Origin of the sequence: Pseudomonas sp. PGPPP4 (genome assembly GCF_002256045.1) — a bacterium.
Lineage (GTDB): Bacteria > Pseudomonadota > Gammaproteobacteria > Pseudomonadales > Pseudomonadaceae > Chryseomonas > Chryseomonas oryzihabitans.
The window spans coordinates 165,073-184,601 of sequence record NZ_NKID01000007.1; the positions used below are offsets into that span (position 1 = coordinate 165,073).

Genomic DNA, 19,529 nt, shown 5'->3' on the forward strand with positions numbered 1-19,529 from the left:
CTAACTTCAAAGGGAACGTTATGAATGACATGACGGCTTGTGCATCGTTGGACTCCGCTGTTCTCTCCTCTGCCCCCGTAATGCTGCTGCAACCCAAGGTGGAAAATTGGGTGGTGGTGTATGCGCACGGCGGCCTGATCGCCGAATTCAGCGACGAGGCCTCGGCCCGCCGCGAAGCCGAGCAGTGGGCTGGGATCTGCCTGCGTCGCTAAAGACCGCTTTCGAATGACCTGCCTGCGCCATGGAAAGATGGAAAGCAGTCACAGGCAGTTCATTACCCGCTTCACCCCTCTCCTTCCCCATCGAGGGGTCCGCTCTGCCCGGATCCAGACGCAGCGGCGTCCCGCTCCAAGCTGCCCGCCAGTCTACCCAGCTCGCATTTCCGCGGTTTTCGCCCGACATTAACGTTGTCTGGCGCACCTTCTGAGTCTTGCACTGCAACTTCCCGGCGTCTCTTCAGGCCTCATGGCGGATCGGGCCACGACAGCCCGACATTCTCACGTCTTCCGTCACTGTCCGGGACCTTGCCGATGACGCTACGCCTGAAATCCAAGCTCACCCTGCTGTTCACCCTGCTCTGCAGTCTGGCCGCCATGCCGGTTGCCCAGGCCGCCACACGGGACTTCCCCACCGATCTGGTCGGCCTGAATTTTTCCGGCGCCGGCTTCGCGCCCCACGTACTGCCGGGCAAACCGGGAACCAACTACTTCTTTCCCGACGCCGGCCATTACCGACGCTGGGCGGCCAAGGGCATCCGGGTGATCCGCTTCCCGGTCATCTGGGAGCGCCTCCAGCCCACGCTGGGACAACCCCTGGATCCCGCCTACGCCAAGCTGATCGACCAGACCCTGGACAACGCCAAGCGCTATCGCATGAGCGTGATCCTCGATCTGCACAACTACATGAGATACCGCGGCCAGCTCATCGGCAGCGCGGCGGTGCCCTATCCGGCCTACGCCGATGTCCTACGCCGGATCGCCCAGCGCTGGCACGAGCACCCCGCCCTCGCCGCCTACGACATCATGAACGAGCCCCACGATGCCGTGGAGCAATGGCCGGTGGCCGCCCAGCACGGTATCGACGCGGTGCGCGAGGTGGATCGGGCGCGTCCGCTCCTGATCGAAGGCAATGGCTGGGCCAGCAGCTATCTCTGGCCGCGCTACAACGCCAAGCTGCTCGGTCTCAAGGATCCGGCCGACAACCTGATCTATTCGGCGCACGTCTATTTCGACAATGACGGTGGCGGCAAGTACCTCAAGAAGGACATGACCGACTTCGATCCCGACGTCGGCATCCGCCGGGTCGAGCCCTTCATCACCTGGCTCAAGCAGCACGGCAAGCGCGGCCACATCGGCGAATTCGGCGTGCCGGACAACGACCCCCGCTGGCTGGCCGCCATGGACCGCTTGCTGGCGCGGCTGCGCCAGGAATGCATCCCGGCCATGTACTGGGCAGCCGGCCCCAACTGGGGCGACTATCCGCTGGCGATCGAACCGATCAAGGGCAAGCCCCGCCCACAATGGAAGGTGCTGCAAAAGTACGTGAAGCCGGCCGATTGCCAGACCCTGGGTCCCCGCTGAGCGAAGCGCCGCCAGGCAGCACGGGCGGCGCCTTCTTGCAGTCAGGTGACAACTTGTCTGGAAATCGGTGACTGCAATCACAAAACGCCGGGCCAGGGACGGCATAGCAAGAACTTGCTGGTTTTTGGCGATCAAAATGTAACAGCAAGTAATAGTTCGACTATTAAGAAGCTTGCGACGCACAAGAGCCAGGATGCCATGTCAGCTTTCACGTTCCCGCACTACCCCTCCGCTCTTTCCCCCTAACGGCAGCGCTGCATCCGTTCGCCTCTTCTTGCCGCACCCTCAGGGATATCCCATGGAAAGATTTGTCGCTTTGGATAGCTTTCGCGGTCTGTTGGCCGTCGCCGTCGTGCTGTTTCACACCTATGTCGCTCAGGCCGCCTCGGAAAATCCGCTGATCGCCAACGCCTACCTGTTCGTCGAGTTCTTCTTCGTGCTCAGCGGCTTCGTGCTCATGCACACCTATGAGAGCCGGCTGCGCACCCTGGACGATTATCGCGACTTCGCCATCAGTCGCGCGACGCGGATCCTGCCGCTGCATCTGGCCATGCTGGGTCTCTATGTGCTGCTGGAGTGCGGTCGCCTGCTGGCGGAAAAACTGGGAGTCGGCTTCAACGATCCGGCGTTCAGCGGCGCCACCGCGCCCGAGCAATTCCTGCCCAATCTGTTGCTGCTGCAATCCTGGCTGGGCCAGGCCATCACCGGCTCCTTCAACTACCCATCCTGGAGCATCAGCATCGAGTTCTACCTCTATCTGATCTTCGGCCTGCTGGTGCTCAAGGGCCAGGGTCATCAGCGCCAGTGGTTCCTGGCGATCGCCCTGCTGGCCTTCGTGCAGCTGCTGTTTCCCTTCCTGCCGCTGAAGACCGAAATCTTTCGCGGGCTGTCGTGCTTTTTCGCCGGCGCCTGCACCTATCGCCTCTATGTCTGGATCAAGCAGCACAACGGCGGACAATTCGGTGGCACCCTGCTGGAACTGGCCTGCCTGATCGCCGGTGCCGCGGTGATGACCTCCGATCTACCGGTACCCAAGAAGGGCGTGCTGGCGACCCTGGTGTTCTGCGTCACCATCCTCACCTTCGCCTTCGAGCGCGGCCTGGTCTCCAGCGTGCTGCATCACGGCCTCTTCGTGCGCCTGGGGGTACTGTCCTATTCGATCTACCTGTGCCACGCCGCGGTGATCTTCGTGGTCAAGAGCGCTTTCATCGTGCTGGGCAAGCTGCTGCACCAGGACCTCACGGTGGTGGCGCCCTCCCATGACGCCCCGCTGCCCTTCATGATCCGCTACATCGCCACCGGCAGCGTCGTGCTGGACAACCTGGTGGTGGTGGTGGAACTGGCGGTGGTCTTCGCCTTCGCCTGCCTGACCCACAGATACATCGAGGTCCCGGGCATGGCGCTGGGCAAGCGTCTGGTGCGCCGCAAACGCACCCCGCCCTGCTGCGACGGCAACATCCAGCCGCAGCGCTGAGTGGCGCCTGGTGCAGTCCTACCGACCTCGAGCCGGTAGGACTGCCCTCTGCTATACTCCGCCCCCTCTTTTTTCGCTCTCGCCCAGGTTCATCCATGACCACCCAGGCCGCCGAAGTCGCCAAGCGCCGTACCTTCGCCATCATTTCCCACCCCGACGCGGGCAAGACCACCATCACCGAGAAGCTGCTGCTGATGGGCCAGGCCATCGCCGTCGCGGGTACGGTGAAGTCGCGCAAATCCGACCGGCACGCGACCTCCGACTGGATGGAGATGGAAAAGCAGCGCGGCATCTCCATCACCACCTCGGTGATGCAGTTCCCCTATCGCGAGCACATGATCAACCTGCTCGACACCCCCGGCCACGAGGACTTCTCCGAAGACACCTACCGCACCCTGACCGCGGTGGACTCGGCGCTGATGGTGCTCGACGGTGGCAAGGGCGTCGAACCCCGCACCATCGCCCTGATGGACGTCTGCCGCCTGCGCGACACGCCCATCGTCAGCTTCATCAACAAGCTCGACCGCGACATCCGCGATCCCATCGAACTGCTCGACGAGATCGAGGCGGTGCTCAAGATCAAGGCCGCGCCCATCACCTGGCCGATCGGCAGCTATCGCGACTTCAAGGGCGTCTATCACCTCTCGGACGACCGCATCTACGTCTACACCCCCGGCCATGGCCACGAGCGTATCGCCACCAAGACCATCGACAAGCTGGACTCCGACGAGGCCCGCGCCCACTTGGGCGATCTCTACGACCGCTTCGTCGAGGAGTTGGAGCTGGTCCAGGGCGCCTGCCATGAATTCGATGGCGAGGCCTTCCTGCGCGGGGAGATGACCCCGGTGTTCTTTGGTACCGCGCTGGGCAACTTCGGCGTCGACCAGGTGCTCGACGCCGTGGTCGACTGGGCTCCGCGCCCGCTGTCGCGCGCCGCTCACGAGCGGGTGGTGGAGCCGGTGGAAGAGAAGTTCTCCGGCTTCGTGTTCAAGATCCAGGCGAACATGGATCCCAAGCACCGCGACCGCATCGCCTTCATGCGCATCTGCTCGGGCAAGTACGAGAAGGGCATGAAGCTGCGCCATGTGCGCATCAAGAAGGATTTGAAGATCGCCGACGCCCTGACCTTCTTCTCCAGCGAGCGCGAGCACCTGGACGAGGCCTTTGCCGGCGACATCATCGGCCTGCACAACCACGGCACCATCCAGATCGGCGACACCTTCACCGAAGGCGAAGCCCTGGGTTTCACCGGTATCCCGCACTTCGCCCCGGAACTGTTCCGCCGCGTGCGCCTGAAGGATCCGCTGAAATCCAAGCAGCTGCGCCAGGGGCTGCAGGAACTGGCCGAGGAAGGCGCCACCCAGGTGTTCTTTCCCGAGCGCAACAACGACATCGTGCTCGGCGCGGTGGGCGTGCTGCAGTTCGACGTGGTCGCCAGCCGCCTGAGGGAAGAATACAAGGTGGAGTGCGCCTACGAGGCCATTAACGTCTGGTCGGCGCGCTGGATCGAGTGCGACGACAAGAAGAAGCTAGAGGACTTCAAGAACAAGGCCTTCGAAAACCTGGCGGTCGACGGCGGCGGGCACCTCACCTACCTGGCGCCGACCCGGGTCAACCTGGCGCTGATGGAAGAGCGCTGGCCGGAGATCAAATTCCGCGCCACCCGCGAGCACCACTAAGCCCTACTGTCCTGACCGGTGCGCCTGGCGCACCGGTCAGGCGGAGCTCCGGCTCTCCTGTCAGGTCTGCGCGAATCAGTCCCGGTCGGAAGACTCGGCCGCGGCTTCCAGCTCGACCATCGTCAGCTCCAGTTCCGCCCGCTCGGTCCACTGGCCGTCCAGTTCGGTGCGTACCGCCACGCCCAGCTCCTTGAAGTCGGCCACCTGCTTGACCAGGTTGCCCGGCCCGCCCACCAGTTGGCCGCAGGCCTTGCGATAGGCTTCGCCGGCCTTGTCCAGACTCTTGCCGATGCCGTCCATGCTGCCGAGAAAGGTGCGCAGCTTGTCGTAGACCTTGCCCGCGCGCTCGGCCAGTTCGGCGGTGTGGCGATTCTGGTCCTCGAAGCGCCAGAGCTGGCGGACGATGTTGAGGCTGGTCAGCAGGGTGGTCGGCGTCGCCACCAGGACATTCTGCTCGATGGCCCGCTGGAACAGGCTTTCGTCGGCCTTGAGCGCCTCGACGAAGGCCGATTCGATGGGGATGAACAGGAAGACCATCTCCGGCGAATTCAGCCCCGGCAGGCTGAAGTATTCGCGATCGGCCAGTTCGCGGATACGCTCGCCCACGGCGCGCACGTGCTCGCCCAGGGCCAGGCGCCGCTCGCCCTCGTCTTCGCTGTTGACGTAGCGGGTGTAGGCGTTGAGCGACACCTTGGCGTCCACCACCAGGTGCTTCTTCTGCGGCAGATGGACCAGCACGTCCGGCCGCCGGCGGCCGGTCTCGGTGGTGAAACTGCGTTCGCGGACGAAGTCGCGCCCCTCGCGCAGGCCGGAGCGTTCCAGCACGTTTTCCAGGATGAGTTCGCCCCAGTTGCCCTGGGCCTTCTTCTGGCCGCGCAGGGCGGTGGCCAGGTCGTGGGCCTCCTGGGTGATCTGGCGGTTGAGCTCCTTGAGGTCGAGCAGTTGCTGGCCGAGGGCCGCCTGCTGCTGCACATCCTTGTGGTGGATGTCCTCGACCTTGGCGCGAAAGCCCTCGATCTGCTCGCGGAAGGGCCGTAGCAGCGCATCCAGGGATTGCTGGCTGTGCTGGGCGAAGGCCTGGCCCTTGGCGTCGAAGATGCGTCCGGCCAGTTGCTCGAATTCCAGCTTGAGTTGCTCGCGACTCTCGCGCAGCAGCTGTTGCTGCGCCTGGAAGTGCTCTTCCTTCTGCTCCAGGGTGGTTCTCAGCGTCGCGTGTTCTTCGGTCAGGCGCGCATGGCGTTCCTGCACCTCGGCGTGCAGCTGTTGCTCGCGGTGCTGGCGCTCGCGCACCTCGGCGAGCTGCTCCTGGATGCCCTGCAGCTGGGCGCGGGTGGCCTCGGCCAGGGCGTGCTGTTCGGCGGCCTGCAGCTGGGCCTGGCGGGTCTGCTGGCGCAACTCCGCCTCCAGCTCGCGATTGGCCTCCAGCTGGCGCTGCAGGACGGCGGTGCGTTCGCGCTCGGCGCCCAGCTCCACCACCTGGCGACCGTTGGCCAGCTCGGCGCGTTGCAGGTCGTCGCGCAGCATGTCGTAGCGCTCGGCGGCGCTGTCGAGTTGCTGTTGCAGATAGCGCTGGCGCCCGGTCAGCCAGACGGCCGAACCCGCCCAGCCGGCCAGCAGCAACAGGGGAAGCACAAGGGAAACGAAAGGCAGGGAAGTCATGGCGCTCTCATCGCGGACGGCTCCCCTCACCTTAGGCAGGCGCGAGGGGAGCGTCCAGCGTTTATCTGTACATTTACACAGTGTTTCGCAAATCCAGGTCCAGCCCGCTGACGCGGCGGACCCGACGCGCCACCGCCTCGGCGAAGATGCCGCTCCGGGCCTCGATCAGGGTGAAATCATCGCGCGCCCGGGTGATGCCGGTATAGACCAGCTCCTTGGTCAGCACCGGACTGAGCTGCTCGGGCAGCAGGAGCGCGGTGTGGGCGAATTCCGAGCCCTGGGACTTGTGCACGGTCATGGCGAACACCGTCTCCACTGCGGCCAACCGGCTGGGCAGGACGAATCTCAGACCGCCGCTGCCATCGCCGCGGGGAAAGGCGACCCGCAGGGCCTTGCGCCCCGGCTGGTTGGCATCCGGCAGGCAGAGGGTGATGCCGATGTCGCCATTCATCAGCCCCAGGCTGTAGTCGTTGCGCGTCACCAGCACCGGACGGCCTTCGTACCAGCCGTGCTCGCCCGCGAGCAGGCCGGCCGCCAGCAGGGCGCTGGCGATGCGCAGGTTGAGGCCTTCCACACCCCAGGGGCCCTTGCGCACGGCGCAGAGCAGCTGGAAGTCGTCGAAGGCGGACAATACCTGGCCGGCCCAGAGCGTCCAGGCGGGATCCTCCAGGACGGTATCCAGTTGGGGCCGCGTCCCCTGCAGGACCTCGAGATAATGACGATAGCCCCGAGCGCGCCCGCGTCCCTCCAGCACCAGGCGTTCCAGGGCGCGATCCTCCGGCCCCTTGAGCAACACCCGATGGAGATCGGCATAGCCGCCGTCGACCAGCACCTGCTGAGCACCCTGGCCGTCCTGGGCATTGACCCGGCGGGCCAGCTGGCCGATCCCGCTGCCGGCGCCGAAACGCCGTGAGCGCCTGAGCATCACCACCTGCTGCGCCAGGGCGTCAGCCTGGTCGTCGCCGACCGCCAGGGCCGTCTGGGCCAGCGACTGGCCACTCACGGCTTCCAGCCAGGCGCGGGTGGCGGGGCTGTAGCGTCCGGCTTCGGCATCCCGGCAGAGATCGCCCAGCACCGCGCCCGCCTCCACCGAAGCCAGCTGATCCTTGTCACCCAGCAGCACCAGGCGCGCCCGCGGCGGCAAGGCCGCCAGCAGACTGGCCATCATTTCCAGGTCGATCATCGAGGCTTCGTCCACCACCAGCACGTCCAGCGGCAGAGGATGCCCGCGGTGATGGCGGAAATGGCGGGTGTTGGGCCGACTGCCCAGCAGCCGGTGCACCGTGGTCACCCCGGTGGGGATGTGCCGGCGTAACTCCTCATCCACCGGCAGGCGACTGACCTGGCCGCCGATGGATTCGGTGAGGCGCGCGGCCGCCTTGCCGGTGGGCGCGGCCAGGCGGATGCGCAAGGGACGACCGGCCGCCACCGCGGGCGCCTGGAGCAGCGCCAGCAGGCGCACCACGGTGGTGGTCTTGCCGGTGCCGGGGCCACCGGTGACGATGCTGAAGGCACCGCGCACCGCCAGGGCGCAGGCCAGTTTCTGCCAGTCGGGTTCGCCGCCCGCGTCGGGGTCCGGCGGAAACAGCCGATCGAGACGCTCGGCGAGATCCGCCGGCAAAGGTTCGTGGGTGGCCAGGCGCTGGCGCAGGCTGGCCGCCACCGCGCGTTCGTAATTCCAGTAGCGACGCAGGTAGAGGCGCTCGCCACCCAGCACCAGCGGTCGTTCCGGACAGCTGCCGTCGCCATCGACCAGGTCGCTGGCCAGCAGCGCCCGCTGCCAGGCCTCGAGGGTCTGGCCGTGCAGCAGTTGCGACGGCAAGAGCGAGGCGCGCGCCTCGTCGCCCTCGGGCGGCAGCGACAGGGCGGCATCGGGATTGCGCAGGGTGGCGGCGAGATCCAGGCAGACATGGCCATGGCCGAGCTGATGGCTGGCCAGGGCCGCGGCCAAGAGCACCGCCGAGTCGCCCTGGGGTTCGAGTTCGCCGAGAAAGCCGGTGAAGGCCCGGTCCACCTGGCGCAACCAGCCGCGCTGCACCCAGAGCTCCAGCAGGCGAAAGAGGTCGTCCCGCTGTTCGAGCGGGGCAAGCGGGCGCTCCTGGGCCAGGGACGCCAGGCGCAGCAGCCGTTCGGTGGCGGGGCTGAAATCAGACATGGGCATTCTCCGCACCGCTGAACAACAGATCCAGGGTCTCGATCAGCGCCTGGGCGGGCCGCTCGACGAAGACGCCGTGGCCGGCCGGATCGCAGCCGCGCAGGAAGAGGTAGACGGCGCCGCCGAAGTGGCGCTCGTAGCTGTAGTCGGGCAGCCGCGCCTTGAGCAGCCGGTGCACGGCCAGGCTGTAGAGCACGTACTGCAGGTCATAGCGCTTGGCCAGGACGGCCTCCTCCATGGCCGCGCGGGTATAGGCGCCGGCTTCGGCGCCCAGCCAGTTGGACTTGTAGTCCACCACGAAATAGCGCCCCTCGTGTTCGAAGACCAGATCGATGAAGCCCTTGAACAGGCCGTTGAGCTGCCCCGGCTCCAGCATCGGCCGCACCTGGCCGCGGTGGGTACCACGACTCACCAGGTCATCCAGCCGCTCCAGATCGACGCCATGGGTGGCGAACCAGAATTCCATTTCCACCTGGTAGCGCGCCAGTTCGCCCAGGCGCTGGCTGCCCCCCGGCAGGGGCAGCGGCAGCGTCAGCAACTGGCGCAGCCAGCCCTGCAGGATGGGAATCCAGTGATTCCAGCCGCGCCGCTGGCAACGCCGGGCGATCAGGTCGTCCAGCCGCTCGGGCGCCGCCTGGATGGCGGTGAAGCCTTCCTCGCCGACCCACTCCAGCAGGCTGTGCAGGAAGGTGCCCGGGCCGGGGCCGCGGGGAAAGCGATGCAGGTCTTCACCGGCTGCGGGCTGGCGGGCCTCGTCGGGAGCGAGGCGGTCGTCGTCGAACAGCTTCTGGGCCGCCGGGGTATCCAGGTCCAGCTCCAGGTTGAACGGGCCCTCTTCCCGCGCCTCGCCCAGGCGCGTACCGATGCGCAGGGCGCTGTAGGAGGCGATCCACCAGTCCTCGCGAGCCGCCCGACGCGCCGTCAGCGCCTTGAGGGTCACCGGCGCTTCGCGGGCTTCGGGCAGGCGTGCCGGACTGGCCTCGGGGAGCGGCAGGATAAGGGTGTCGGGCTGGGCGCCGATCAGGGTAGTCAGGGCAGTGCCCAGGGCCGCCGAACTCGCCAGGGGCTCGCCGCCGGTGGCCAGGTAGCCGAGGGCACTGCGGGCGAAGCCGGATTCCTTGCTGCGCCCGCGCTTGAGATCGGCCACCCCGACCCAGCAGGCATGGCGGGCCCGGGTCAGGGCGACATAGAGCAGGCGCAGGTCTTCGGCCAGGCGCTCGTCGTCGGCGCGGGCCAGTTCCTCGGCGGAGGGCTTGAAGGTGCGGCGCAGCTGGCCTTGGTCATCGTGATAGCGCAGCGGCAGGGTCGTGCCTTCTTCGGCGCGATAGGCGCAGGCGAAGGGTAGGAACACCAGGGGATATTCCAGGCCCTTGGACTTGTGCACCGTCACCACCTTGACCAGCTCGGCGTCGCTTTCCAGGCGCAGGATCTGCTCGTCGGCGGCGCCTTGGGCGGCCAGTTGCTCGGCCAGGTGGCGGATCAGCGCCTGCTCGCCATCCAGCTCGCCGGCGGCACGCTGCAGCAGTTCGGCGAGGTGCAGCAGATTGGTCAGCACCCGCTCGCCATCGGCGCGAGCCATCAGCCGCTGCGGCAGGCGGAAGTCCTGCAGCAGGCGGCGCAGCATGGGCAGCACGCCCTGGCCGCGCCATAGCTGGCGATAGCCGCGGAATTGCAGCACCCGCGCCTCCCAGGCCTGCTCGTCGTGGTTGAGGGCATCCAGTTCGGCCAAGGGCAGGTCGAGGGTCAGGCTGCCCAGGGCCGCACGCAGCCGGCGATCCACATCGGGCTCGGCGCAGGCCTTGAGCCAGTCCAGCAGGCAGCGGGCCTCCTGGGCGGTGAACACCGAATCCTTGTCCGACAGATAGACGCTGCGCACCCCGCGCCGCACCAGCGCCTGGCGTACCGCCTGGGCCTCGCTGCCGGCGCGCACCAGGATGGCGATGTCGGCGGGCCGCAGTGGCGTGAACTCGCCGTCTTCGCGCCGAAAGCCGGCCTTGGCCTCGGCGGCCAGGGTCAGCAACCGGACGATCTCACTGGCGGTGCTCTCGGCCAGGGCGGCGCGATAGGCGGTGCCGGCCAGGGGCTCGTCTCCGGCCAGCTGCCAGAAGGTCAGGGCCGCACCCGGCGTGCCGTCGATCTCCAGCGCTTCACGCCGCCCCTGGGCGCGGACCGGCTCGAAGGGCACCGGATTGTCCTCGCCCTGGCGGAAGAGGAAGGCCGCCCGCGGGGCCGTGGCCTCGCCATGGGCGAACACCTGGTTGACCGCCGCGACCATGGCGGCGGTGGAACGGAAGTTGGTGTCCAGCGAGTGCAGGTGGCCGGCATTGGCGCGACGCGCCTGCAGATAGGTATGGATGTCGGCGCCGCGAAAGGCATAGATGGCCTGCTTGGGATCGCCGATCAGGAACAGCCCGGTGCCCTCCCCCGCGCCATAGACGCTGCTGAAGATGCGGTACTGTACCGGGTCGGTGTCCTGGAATTCGTCGATCAGTGCCACCGGGAATTGCTCGCGGATCAGCGCCGCCAGCCGCGCGCCGGCGCCATCGGCCTGCAGCGCCCGATCCAGACGGGTGAGGATGTCGTCGAACCCCAGCTCGGCGCGGCGCAGCTTCTCACGCTCGAATTTCTGCTGGACCCAGGCCGCCGCGTGCTCCAGCAGCGGCACCTCCGGGCTGGGCAACTCGGCCAGTTGCCCGGGCAAGCGCGCCATGGCCGCCAGGGCCGGATGATCCGGCGGACTGGCCTTGGTCCAGACCTCGGCGAAGCCCTCCTCGGTCAGCCGGATAAAGCCGGTGCCGATATCCAGGTCCTCGCTGGCGGGGTTGTCCGCCCAGGCGACCAGCTTGTCGCACCAGGGCCCGAAGAATCGCTTCTGCAGCTTGCGACCGTCGACCACCTTGGCGTCGCAGCCGGCCTGGCAGAGGTCGCGCACCTCTTCCGCCCACCGGGCCCAAGGCGCCTTGAGGTGTGCCAACCGCTCGCGACGCTCCGTCAGGGCGGTGGCCAGCAAGGCGGCCGGTTCACCCTGGGGCGCGCCCAGGGCCTCGCTCAGCAAGGGTCGCAGGCGCGCGGCCAGGGCGCGGGGCTCGCCCCAGTGCTCGATGACCCAGTCCAGTGCCTCGCCCTCCAGCGGATAGCAAAAGCGTCGCCAGTAGTCGCGCACCACCTGGGCGAGCAGCTCGCTCTGGTCCTGCTCCAGGTTCTGCACGAAGAGACTGCCGCTGTCGAAGGCGTGCTCGCGCAGCATGCGCTGGCACCAGCTGTGGATGGTGGAAACGGCCGCCTCGTCCATCCACTGGGCGGCGATATCCAGGCGCCGGGCGCACTCGGCCCAGGCTTCGACCGGAAAGTCCTCGCGCAACTCGGCGAGCAGCGGATCGGGCGCGGCGATCTCGTCGCGAAAGAAGCGCGCTGCCTCGGACAGGCGATGTCGAATGCGATCGCGCAATTCCTGGGTAGCGGCCTCGGTAAAGGTCACCACCAGGATCTGGGGCGGCAGCAGTTCGCGGCCGAACGCCGTCTCGGGCGTACCGTGGCCCAGCACCAGACGCACATAGAGTGCGGAGATGGTGAAGGTCTTGCCCGTCCCGGCGCTGGCCTCGATCAGCTGATTGCCCTGCAGCGGAAAGCGCAGGGCGAGCGGACGCTGATTCATGCCTGGCCCTCCCCGCCCACCACCTGCCAGCCGGCGGTGTGCACCGGCGCATAGAGGGTCTGGCACCAGCCGTCGAACTCCTCGTCGGCCAGCAAGGCGGCGAAGTCCGGATACTGCCGACGCAGCGCCGGATGGGTCGCCGCCTCGCCCTGATAGACCTGCTCGGCCGCGGCCAGGGCCTTGTCCGGGTCATTGGCCAGCCAGGCGAAGGCGGTGCGCGGCGCGACGGGAAGCGGCCGCCGCTGCCCCAGGGCCCAGGCGTCCAGTAATTCGTTCAGCTGACGGCGGGCCAGCTCGGCGTCCAGTGGCGCCAGCAACAGGGTCAGATCGGTCGCCACCACCGCGGTGGTCAACTGCAGGCCACCGGCCGCGGCGACCAGATGCTGTACCCAGGGGCGCAGTAGCCGGTGCCACTTGCGGGTGCGCGTATTGCCCAGGCCATTGGCCTGGGCGGTCAGGGCCAGCAGGCCCTCGGGACCGCGGCGCAGCCGTTCGAGGTTCGCCACCAGTTGCAGCTCGCGATGTTCGATATCCAGGGTCAGGGCCTCTTCCAGGGGTTCGGGCCAGCGCAGCGTCAGGGCCTCGACCTGGGCCACCACGGCGGGCAGCGGCTCGCGCAAGGCCCGCCCGGCTCGCTCGCCAAAACCCGCCAGCGGCAGCCGACCACTGCCGCGCAGGCGCTCGGCGGCGGCCATGAGCGCCTGATCCGCCTCGGCCGGCGCGGCCAGAGCCGCCGCCAGCAGGTCTTCGCCCAACTGGTAGCGGGTCAGGGCGTCCAGGCCGAAAGGCTCTTCGTCTTCCGCCGGCGCATCGGGCGGCGCGAAATGCACCTTGAGGCGATTGGCGAAGAACAGGTCCACCGGTCCGCGCAGAAAACGGGCGAGATCATCGAGGCCCAGGGGCTCTTCGGGCACCAGTGGCGGCAACAGCTCATCCTCATCACGCGTGGTGCGGTCATGCACGCCCAGCCACTCGGTGGCGAAGCTGAAATAGCCGCGCTCGCCGCGGAAGTAGCGAGCACTGAAAGGCTGCAGGGGATGCTCCTGGGTCAGGGCCGTGAGCAGGCGCTCCGGCTCCTCTTCATGCCCTTCCAGCCGCCAACCGGCCTGGAGATGATCGCGCAACTGGGCGACCAGCACCGACGGCGGACGCTCGCTGTTGTCGCGGATGCTGCGCCCCACCCAGCTGACATAGAACTGATCGCGCGCCGAGAGCAGCGCTTCCAGCAGCAGATAGCGGTCGTCCTCCCGTCGCGAGCGATCACCGGGACGGTAGTCTTGGGCCATGAGATCGAAATCCAGCGGCGACTGGATGCGCGGATAGGCACCGTCATGCATGCCCAGCAGGCAGACCACGCGAAAGGGAATGGCGCGCATGGGCATCAGGGTGCAGAAATTGACCGCGCCGGCGAGAAAGCGCTGGGCCAGGCCGCCGCTGTCCAGTCCCGCCAGCCAGGCCTCGCGCACCACGGTGAGCGGCAATTCTTCATCCAGCGCCACGTCCTCGCACAGTTCCAGCCAGCGCTCACGGAGATTTTCCAGCTGTTCCAGCAGGTATTCGTCGTGCTCGTCCTGGGCACTGAAGAACAGCGCCAGCAGCGCCTGCAGGCGGGCGCCCCACTCCGCCGGTCGCGCCGGCTGGGCCAGTGCCGCCTGGGCCGCGTCCAGGGCATCGAGCAGATCCACCAGCGGCCCGACCAGGGCCGCGTCCAGGCCGCCCACCTCGTCGAAAGGCTCGATATCCCCCAGCGCCGCGCCACTGCCCACGGCGTAGCCCAGCAGCATGCGCCTCAGGCCGAAGCGCCAGGTGTTCTGCGTCAGCCCCTCGGGCAGGTCGAGGCGACTGCGCTGCTCGGCATCCAGCCCCCAGCGCACGCCGGCGCCTTCCAGCCAGAGGTGCAGGGTCGGCAGATCGCCCTCGCGCAGACCGAAGCGGGCGCGCAGCGCCGGCACGTCCAGCAGGTCGAGGATCTCGCTCAGGGCGAAGCGGCTGTCGGGCAACTGCAGCAGGTGCTCCAGGGCGATCAACAAGGGTTGGAAACCGCGCTGGTGCTGGTCGGCCAGGCTGAAGGGGATGAAGCGCGGATCGCCGCGCTCGAGCTGGCCGAACACCGCGCGGATGTGCGGCGCATAGGCGTCGATGTCCGGCACCATGACGATGACGTCGCGCGGCCGGAGACTGCTGTCGCTGTTGAAGCGCGCCAGCAGCTGGTCGTGAAGAATCTCCACCTCGCGCTGGGGGCTGTGGGCCACATGGAAGCGCATGGACCTGTCCCGCGCCGGATCCACCGCCGGCCAGCGCTCGCGGGTCTCGCTCAGCGGACGCAATTCGAGGATGTCGTCCTGCAACTGGCCGAGCAGGTGCTGGGGTTCGGTCTCGGCGAAGAGGTCGATGCGCCCGCCGTTGAGGTCCTCGAACAGGCGGCGATAGCCATCGGGTTCGTCGAATTCGTCCAGCAGGTGGATGTAGTCGCGGCCCTGCTTGCCCCAGCTCGCCAGCAGTGGCTGGCCATGCTGGTGCAGCGCCTCGGCATCCAGCGTCTGCGGCATGCCCGGCTTGCGCTGCTGGCGCCGGTAGTTCTGCCGCAGCAGATCCTGGTCGGCGACGATGTCGGACCAATGATGGCGACAGGGATTGTGCACGCAGAGCAGCACCTGGCTGAACTGGGCCAGGGCGGCCAGGGCTTCGAGGGTCTGCGCCGGAATCGCCGACAGGCCAAAGATCACCACCCGCCGCGGCAGACCGGCAGGCGGCTCGGTCGCCGCCTGCATCACCTCCAAAAAGCGCCGGTGCACCCCGGCGCGACTGCGGGCCAGACCGCCATCGCCCACATCGTCCAGCAGCGCCCGCCACAGCTGCGCCTGCCAGCGGCAACTTTCCGGCAAGGGGCGCCGACCGTCGCGCAGGCTGGCCAGCAGATCGCGGCCCGCCGCCCAGTCGTTGAGCCAGTCGGCGCGATAGACCTGGTAGCCGTCATAGAGATCAGCCAGGCGCTCGGCCAGCTGATAGCGCTTGCGCAGATCGCCGTCGTCGTCGAGAAAGCGCCGCAGCGCGGCGAAGTCCGGTTGCAGGAGCAGGGTCGGCAGGAGTCGCATCAGGCGCCAGGTCAGGGGCGCGCGGTCCAGCGGCGAGGAGGGCGGAACCTGGTCACGCCCCAGTACCTGGCGATAGGTCCGCCAGAGAAAGGCCGCCGGCAACTGCACCTCGAGGGCCGCGGCGACCCCGCAGCCACCCTCATCGTCACCGCGCGGATCCTCGGCCAGCGCCAGCTTGAGCCACTGGGCGATGCCATTGCTCTGCACCAGCACCTGTTCGTTTTCCAGCGGCGCCAGGGGATACCGCCGCATCCAGCCGACCGCCAGGCCGCGCAGCTCTTCGAGCCGATTGCCGTGTACCACCATGAATCCGGGAGTGAGCGCCTCGGACATCCTACGCCTCGCTGTTCGCTATCTGCGGCCAGGGTAAGGATCACCCGCGCCAGACACCAGCCCGCAATGTGTTGACCGACGCATGACGCAGTGCACAGCCGCTCTGTCCACCCGCCTATCGCGGGACTCGAGCCGGTAGACTCAGCCGCTATCGGCCGCCGGCCTTCGACAGGATGTTTTCATGCGTTTCCTCGTTGCCCTTCCCCTGCTCCTGGGCGCCGCCCTTGCCCATGCCGACACCGGCGAGCCCGTCGACTGCGCCAGCCTGCAGGCCCAGTTGCCGCTGCCCCTGCTCCAGCAGACCTCCGGCCTGCCCCTGGCCTATGCCCGGCAGATCGCCGGCGGCTGCGCCTTCACCGATCGCGACACCGGCCAGCCGGCCAACTACCTGCTGGGGCTGTCGGCGGGCTACGAGAATGGCGGCAGGGCGCTGCCCAAGCTGCGGCGGCAGGTGCAATCCTTGAGCGAACAACTGGAGTGCAAGGCCATCTACGGCCTGGGCGAGGGCGCCAGCGCCTGCAGCAAGCCCTTGCTGGGTACCCAGGTGTTCTTCATCAAGCGCGACCGCATCCATACGGTAACGGCATCCAGTCCGCTGGAATACGAGAAACCCGAGCTGGCAGCCAAGCTGCGCCAGGCGGCCCAGGCGACCGCCCAGGCCTGGGCACAGCGGCTATAGGGGAAGGAGCGCCCTAAGCTTGTCTGAAAAGTCGCCGAGCGAAGGTCAGGCAAGGCAAAAATCTGTGAGGAAGCGGAGTTTACGATTGGTAAATGAGCATTCCGAACGGATTTTTAACGCCGCCTGGCCAAGCGCAGGCACGTTTCAGACAAAGCTTAGTGGCCGCGCCGATTGAGGTCTTCGGAATAGAGATCGTCTTCCAGCTCGTTGCCGGGGATGGCGTGTTCTTCCGCCGCCCAGGCGCCCAGGTCGATCAGTTTACAGCGGTCCGAACAGAAGGGCCGGTTGGCGCTCTTCTCGCTCCATTCCACGGGTGCACCGCAGGTGGGGCAGTCCACGGTAAGAGTGCTCATGCTTGGCCTCCGTCAAGGGTCAGATAAAAGGAATGCAGGCGCTCCACCTCGGCGTGGAGCGCGGCGAGATCGCCGTCGTTGCAGATGACGTCATCCGCCTTGGCCAGCCGCTCGACGCGCGGCAACTGCGCCGCGAGGATGGCCCGCACCTGGGCTTCGTTTACCCCGTCACGGCGCATGGCCCGTTCGAGCTGCAACGCTTCCGGCGCGTCTATCACCAGTCCTCGCCGGACCAGCGCTCGCTGTCCGGACTCGAACAGCAACGGCGACACCAGGATGGCATAGGGCGACTCGGCACCCGCCAGGGCCGCCAGGATTTCCTGGCGAATGAGGGGATGCAGCAGGGCTTCCAGCCAGCGCCGCTCGGCCGGATCGGCAAAGATCGCGGCTCTCAGCGCCGCTCGATCCAGACTGCCATCCGACTGCAAGACAGCGGGCGAAAAATGCCCGGCGATCTCGGCCAGCGCCGGTCGTCCCGGCTCCACCACCCAACGGGCGGCCTGGTCGGCGTCGACACAGGTAATGCCCAGTTGGGCGAAATGCTCGGCAGCGGCGCTCTTGCCACTGCCGATACCCCCGGTCAGGCCGAGGGTCCAGGCAGAAGTCATCGGAATCCGGCGAAGTTCAGGTACAGGCCGGTTATTTGATCACCCCAGAGCAAGGCAATCCACCCCGCCACGGCGAGATAGGGACCGAAGGGCAAGGGCGTGCTGCTTTCCGCCCGCCGCAGCCGCAGGGTGATGACGCCCAGAATGGCGCCCACCAGCGACGACAGCAGGATGGTCAACGGCAGGATCTGCCAACCGCCCCAGGCGCCAAGCAGCGCCAGCAGCTTGAAGTCGCCATAGCCCATGCCTTCCTTGCCGGTCACCAGACGGAACAGCTGGAATACCAGCCACAGACTCAGATACCCCGCCACCGCGCCCCAGACGGCATCGCTGAGGTTGGTGAATAGTCCGAACTGATTGACTACTAGCCCCAACCACAACAGCGGCAGCACGATCACATCCGGCAGCAGCTGGTGATCGGCATCGATCAGACTGGCCGCGAGCAATCCCCAGGTCAGCAGCAGAAAGGCCCCACCCTGCCAGGCCACGCCCAGGTGCCAGATGACCCAGGCCGACAGCAGTCCACAGGCCAGCTCCACCAGCGGATAACGCAGGCTGATAGAGGCCTGACACCCCTTGCAGCGACCGCGCAGGAGCAGATAACTCAGCACCGGCACATTTTCCCAGGGCCGCACCGCGCGCTGGCAATGAGGACAACGTGAAGCAGGTCGCGCCAGGTTAAAGGGGGCGCCGGCCGGCTCAGCCGGCAGCTCCAGCACCTCACGTGCCTCCGCCTGCCAAGCCCGCCTCAGCATCACCGGCAGGCGATAGACCACCACAGTGAGAAAGCTGCCCACCAGCAACCCCAGGACCAGCGCGCACAGCGCTGCGGCCAGCGGCGCGCTGGCCAAAAATTCCAGCAGCGCCATCAGACCACCGAGCCGAGCTGGAAGATGGGCAGGTACATGGCAATGATCAGACCACCGACCAGGACACCGAGGACCGCCATGATCATCGGTTCCATCAGGGTGGTGAGGTTGTCGACCATGTTGTCGACCTCGTCTTCATAGAAGGTCGCGACCTTGGACAGCATCTCGTCCAGCGAGCCCGACTCCTCACCAATGGCCGTCATCTGGATGGCCATCGAAGAGAACACCCCGGTGGTACGCATGGAGAAGTTGAGTTGCATACCGGTGGACACATCGCCCTTGATCTTCTCCACGGCGTTGCGGAACACCACGTTGCCGGTCGCGCCCGCCACCGAGTCCAGGGCATCCACCAGCGGGACACCCGCCGCGAAGGTAGTGGCCAGGGTCCGGGCATAACGGGCGATGGCCGACTTATAGAGAATGGAGCCGATCAACGGGATCTTGAGCAATCCACGATCGACCGCGTCGCGGAAGTTTTCCGATTTCTTGTAGAAGTGACGAAGGACGAGAGCCAGCACAAAGATCCCGCCCAGTACCAGCAACCACCACTCCTGCAAGACCTCGGAAATGGCGATAACCATAAGGGTAAAGGCCGGCAACTGAGCACCGAAACCCTCGAATACCGACTGGAATTGAGGCACTACCTTGATCAACAGAATGGCCGACACGATCACCGCGACGACGATCACCGCTGCGGGATAGGTCATGGCCTTCTTGATCTTTTTCTTCAGCGCTTCGGTCTTTTCCTTGTAGGTGGCTACCCGATCCAGCAAGGTCTCCAAGGCGCCAGATTGCTCCCCGGCATCCACCAGGTTGCAATAGAGATCGTCAAAATACTGAGGATGCTTACGTAGGGAATTGGCCAGGCTATTACCCGCAGCGACATCCTGTTTGATGTCATCGACTAGCTTTCGCATGTTGGGATTGTCGAAACCTTCGCCGATGATGTCGAAGGCCTGCAGCAGAGGTACCCCTGCGGTCATCATGGTTGCCAGCTGTCGCGTGAACAGGGCGATATCCATGGGCTTTATCTTCTTGCCCTTGCCGAACAACGATGCTGACTTCTTGCGCACCCGGGTCGGATTGATGCCCTGCTTGCGCAACTGCGCCTTGATCAACGCCGGATTAAGCCCCGTCATCTCGCCCTTCACCTTGGTCCCTTTGCGATCGGTCCCCTCCCAGGTGAAGCTGCCCATCTTGATAGCTTTATCGGCCATGGCCTCGACTCGTCAAAAGAATGCTCTGTTCAGAGCCGGTTGCCGCTTTAAAGGCAAGCATCGCGCCAAACAGCGATAGTCGCCACGCCCCGGCTTATCCGGGGCTTGCAGCGATGATCGACCAACGCTCGGATAAAGTCCCCTCTCCCTCAGGGAGAGGGCTAGGGTGAGGG

General features: G+C 66.7%; 13 protein-coding genes. 5 read left to right on the forward strand and 8 right to left on the reverse strand.

The window, feature by feature from the left end:
• The first annotated feature begins 20 nt into the window (after nucleotides 1-20).
• From CFE50_RS14440 to CFE50_RS14455, 4 genes are all read left to right on the forward strand, one after another.
• Nucleotides 21-212, forward strand: a complete 192-nt coding sequence (locus CFE50_RS14440) for a hypothetical protein (protein ID WP_132832793.1) — start codon at nucleotides 21-23, stop codon at nucleotides 210-212.
• 318 nt (nucleotides 213-530) lie between these two features.
• Complete coding sequence (locus CFE50_RS14445; protein WP_286734525.1) at nucleotides 531-1,580, forward strand: glycoside hydrolase family 5 protein; 1,050 nt, start codon at nucleotides 531-533, stop codon at nucleotides 1,578-1,580.
• A gap of 298 nt (nucleotides 1,581-1,878) precedes the next feature.
• Nucleotides 1,879-3,054: an acyltransferase family protein gene (locus tag CFE50_RS14450; protein ID WP_027600209.1), complete on the forward strand. Its 1,176-nt coding sequence runs from the start codon at nucleotides 1,879-1,881 to the stop codon at nucleotides 3,052-3,054.
• Nucleotides 3,055-3,149: 95 nt separating this feature from the next.
• The gene (locus CFE50_RS14455; RefSeq protein ID WP_286734528.1) at nucleotides 3,150-4,733 is read left to right on the forward strand and encodes a peptide chain release factor 3; all 1,584 of its coding nucleotides are present in this window, start codon (nucleotides 3,150-3,152) and stop codon (nucleotides 4,731-4,733) included.
• Nucleotides 4,734-4,808: 75 nt separating this feature from the next.
• On the opposite strand, the gene CFE50_RS14460 is transcribed toward CFE50_RS14455, so the two are convergent.
• From CFE50_RS14460 to recC, 4 genes are all read right to left on the reverse strand, one after another.
• Complete coding sequence (locus CFE50_RS14460; protein WP_286734530.1) at nucleotides 4,809-6,392, reverse strand: DNA recombination protein RmuC; 1,584 nt, start codon at nucleotides 6,390-6,392, stop codon at nucleotides 4,809-4,811.
• 73 nt (nucleotides 6,393-6,465) lie between these two features.
• Complete coding sequence (recD, locus tag CFE50_RS14465) at nucleotides 6,466-8,547, reverse strand: exodeoxyribonuclease V subunit alpha (RefSeq protein WP_286734532.1); 2,082 nt, start codon at nucleotides 8,545-8,547, stop codon at nucleotides 6,466-6,468.
• Nucleotides 8,540-12,202 (reverse strand): exodeoxyribonuclease V subunit beta, encoded by a 3,663-nt coding sequence (gene recB, locus CFE50_RS14470; protein ID WP_286734533.1) that lies wholly within the window; start codon nucleotides 12,200-12,202, stop codon nucleotides 8,540-8,542. The genes recD and recB overlap by 8 nt, the downstream gene beginning before the upstream one ends.
• Entirely contained in the window at nucleotides 12,199-15,630 is a 3,432-nt protein-coding gene (recC, locus tag CFE50_RS14475) for an exodeoxyribonuclease V subunit gamma (protein ID WP_286734534.1), read from the reverse strand. Before recC ends, recB begins: the two co-directional genes overlap by 4 nt.
• 181 nt (nucleotides 15,631-15,811) lie before the next feature.
• Between recC and CFE50_RS14480 the strand changes: the two genes are divergently transcribed.
• Nucleotides 15,812-16,309 carry a hypothetical protein gene (locus tag CFE50_RS14480; RefSeq protein WP_286734536.1) on the forward strand — a complete coding sequence of 166 codons (498 nt, stop codon included), beginning with the start codon at nucleotides 15,812-15,814 and terminating at the stop codon, nucleotides 16,307-16,309.
• Nucleotides 16,310-16,464: 155 nt separating this feature from the next.
• Here CFE50_RS14480 and yacG read toward each other — a convergent pair whose 3' ends face one another.
• From yacG to CFE50_RS14500, 4 genes are read right to left on the reverse strand one after another with little or no spacing between them, the layout of a single operon-like run.
• Entirely contained in the window at nucleotides 16,465-16,662 is a 198-nt protein-coding gene (yacG, locus tag CFE50_RS14485) for a DNA gyrase inhibitor YacG (protein WP_007160931.1), read from the reverse strand.
• The gene (gene coaE, locus CFE50_RS14490) at nucleotides 16,659-17,270 is read right to left on the reverse strand and encodes a dephospho-CoA kinase (protein ID WP_286734547.1); all 612 of its coding nucleotides are present in this window, start codon (nucleotides 17,268-17,270) and stop codon (nucleotides 16,659-16,661) included. Before coaE ends, yacG begins: the two co-directional genes overlap by 4 nt.
• Entirely contained in the window at nucleotides 17,267-18,139 is an 873-nt protein-coding gene (locus CFE50_RS14495) for a prepilin peptidase (protein ID WP_286734549.1), read from the reverse strand. The genes coaE and CFE50_RS14495 overlap by 4 nt, the downstream gene beginning before the upstream one ends.
• Nucleotides 18,139-19,356, reverse strand: a complete 1,218-nt coding sequence (locus tag CFE50_RS14500) for a type II secretion system F family protein (protein WP_286734551.1) — start codon at nucleotides 19,354-19,356, stop codon at nucleotides 18,139-18,141. The genes CFE50_RS14495 and CFE50_RS14500 overlap by 1 nt, the downstream gene beginning before the upstream one ends.
• Between the last annotated feature and the right edge of the window lie 173 nt (nucleotides 19,357-19,529).

What these genes read in the sequence shown, in the direction of transcription:
- CFE50_RS14440 (WP_132832793.1), top strand. Translation starts at nt 21, where the DNA reads ATGAATGACATGACGGCTTGTGCATCGTTGGACTCCGCTGTTCTCTCC.
- CFE50_RS14445 (WP_286734525.1), top strand. Translation starts at nt 531, where the DNA reads ATGACGCTACGCCTGAAATCCAAGCTCACCCTGCTGTTCACCCTGCTC.
- CFE50_RS14450 (WP_027600209.1), top strand. Translation starts at nt 1,879, where the DNA reads ATGGAAAGATTTGTCGCTTTGGATAGCTTTCGCGGTCTGTTGGCCGTC.
- CFE50_RS14455 (WP_286734528.1), top strand. Translation starts at nt 3,150, where the DNA reads ATGACCACCCAGGCCGCCGAAGTCGCCAAGCGCCGTACCTTCGCCATC.
- CFE50_RS14460 (WP_286734530.1), bottom strand. Translation starts at nt 6,392, where the DNA reads ATGACTTCCCTGCCTTTCGTTTCCCTTGTGCTTCCCCTGTTGCTGCTG.
- recD (WP_286734532.1), bottom strand. Translation starts at nt 8,547, where the DNA reads ATGTCTGATTTCAGCCCCGCCACCGAACGGCTGCTGCGCCTGGCGTCC.
- recB (WP_286734533.1), bottom strand. Translation starts at nt 12,202, where the DNA reads ATGAATCAGCGTCCGCTCGCCCTGCGCTTTCCGCTGCAGGGCAATCAG.
- recC (WP_286734534.1), bottom strand. Translation starts at nt 15,630, where the DNA reads ATGTCCGAGGCGCTCACTCCCGGATTCATGGTGGTACACGGCAATCGG.
- CFE50_RS14480 (WP_286734536.1), top strand. Translation starts at nt 15,812, where the DNA reads ATGCGTTTCCTCGTTGCCCTTCCCCTGCTCCTGGGCGCCGCCCTTGCC.
- yacG (WP_007160931.1), bottom strand. Translation starts at nt 16,662, where the DNA reads ATGAGCACTCTTACCGTGGACTGCCCCACCTGCGGTGCACCCGTGGAA.
- coaE (WP_286734547.1), bottom strand. Translation starts at nt 17,270, where the DNA reads ATGACTTCTGCCTGGACCCTCGGCCTGACCGGGGGTATCGGCAGTGGC.
- CFE50_RS14495 (WP_286734549.1), bottom strand. Translation starts at nt 18,139, where the DNA reads ATGGCGCTGCTGGAATTTTTGGCCAGCGCGCCGCTGGCCGCAGCGCTG.
- CFE50_RS14500 (WP_286734551.1), bottom strand. Translation starts at nt 19,356, where the DNA reads ATGGCCGATAAAGCTATCAAGATGGGCAGCTTCACCTGGGAGGGGACC.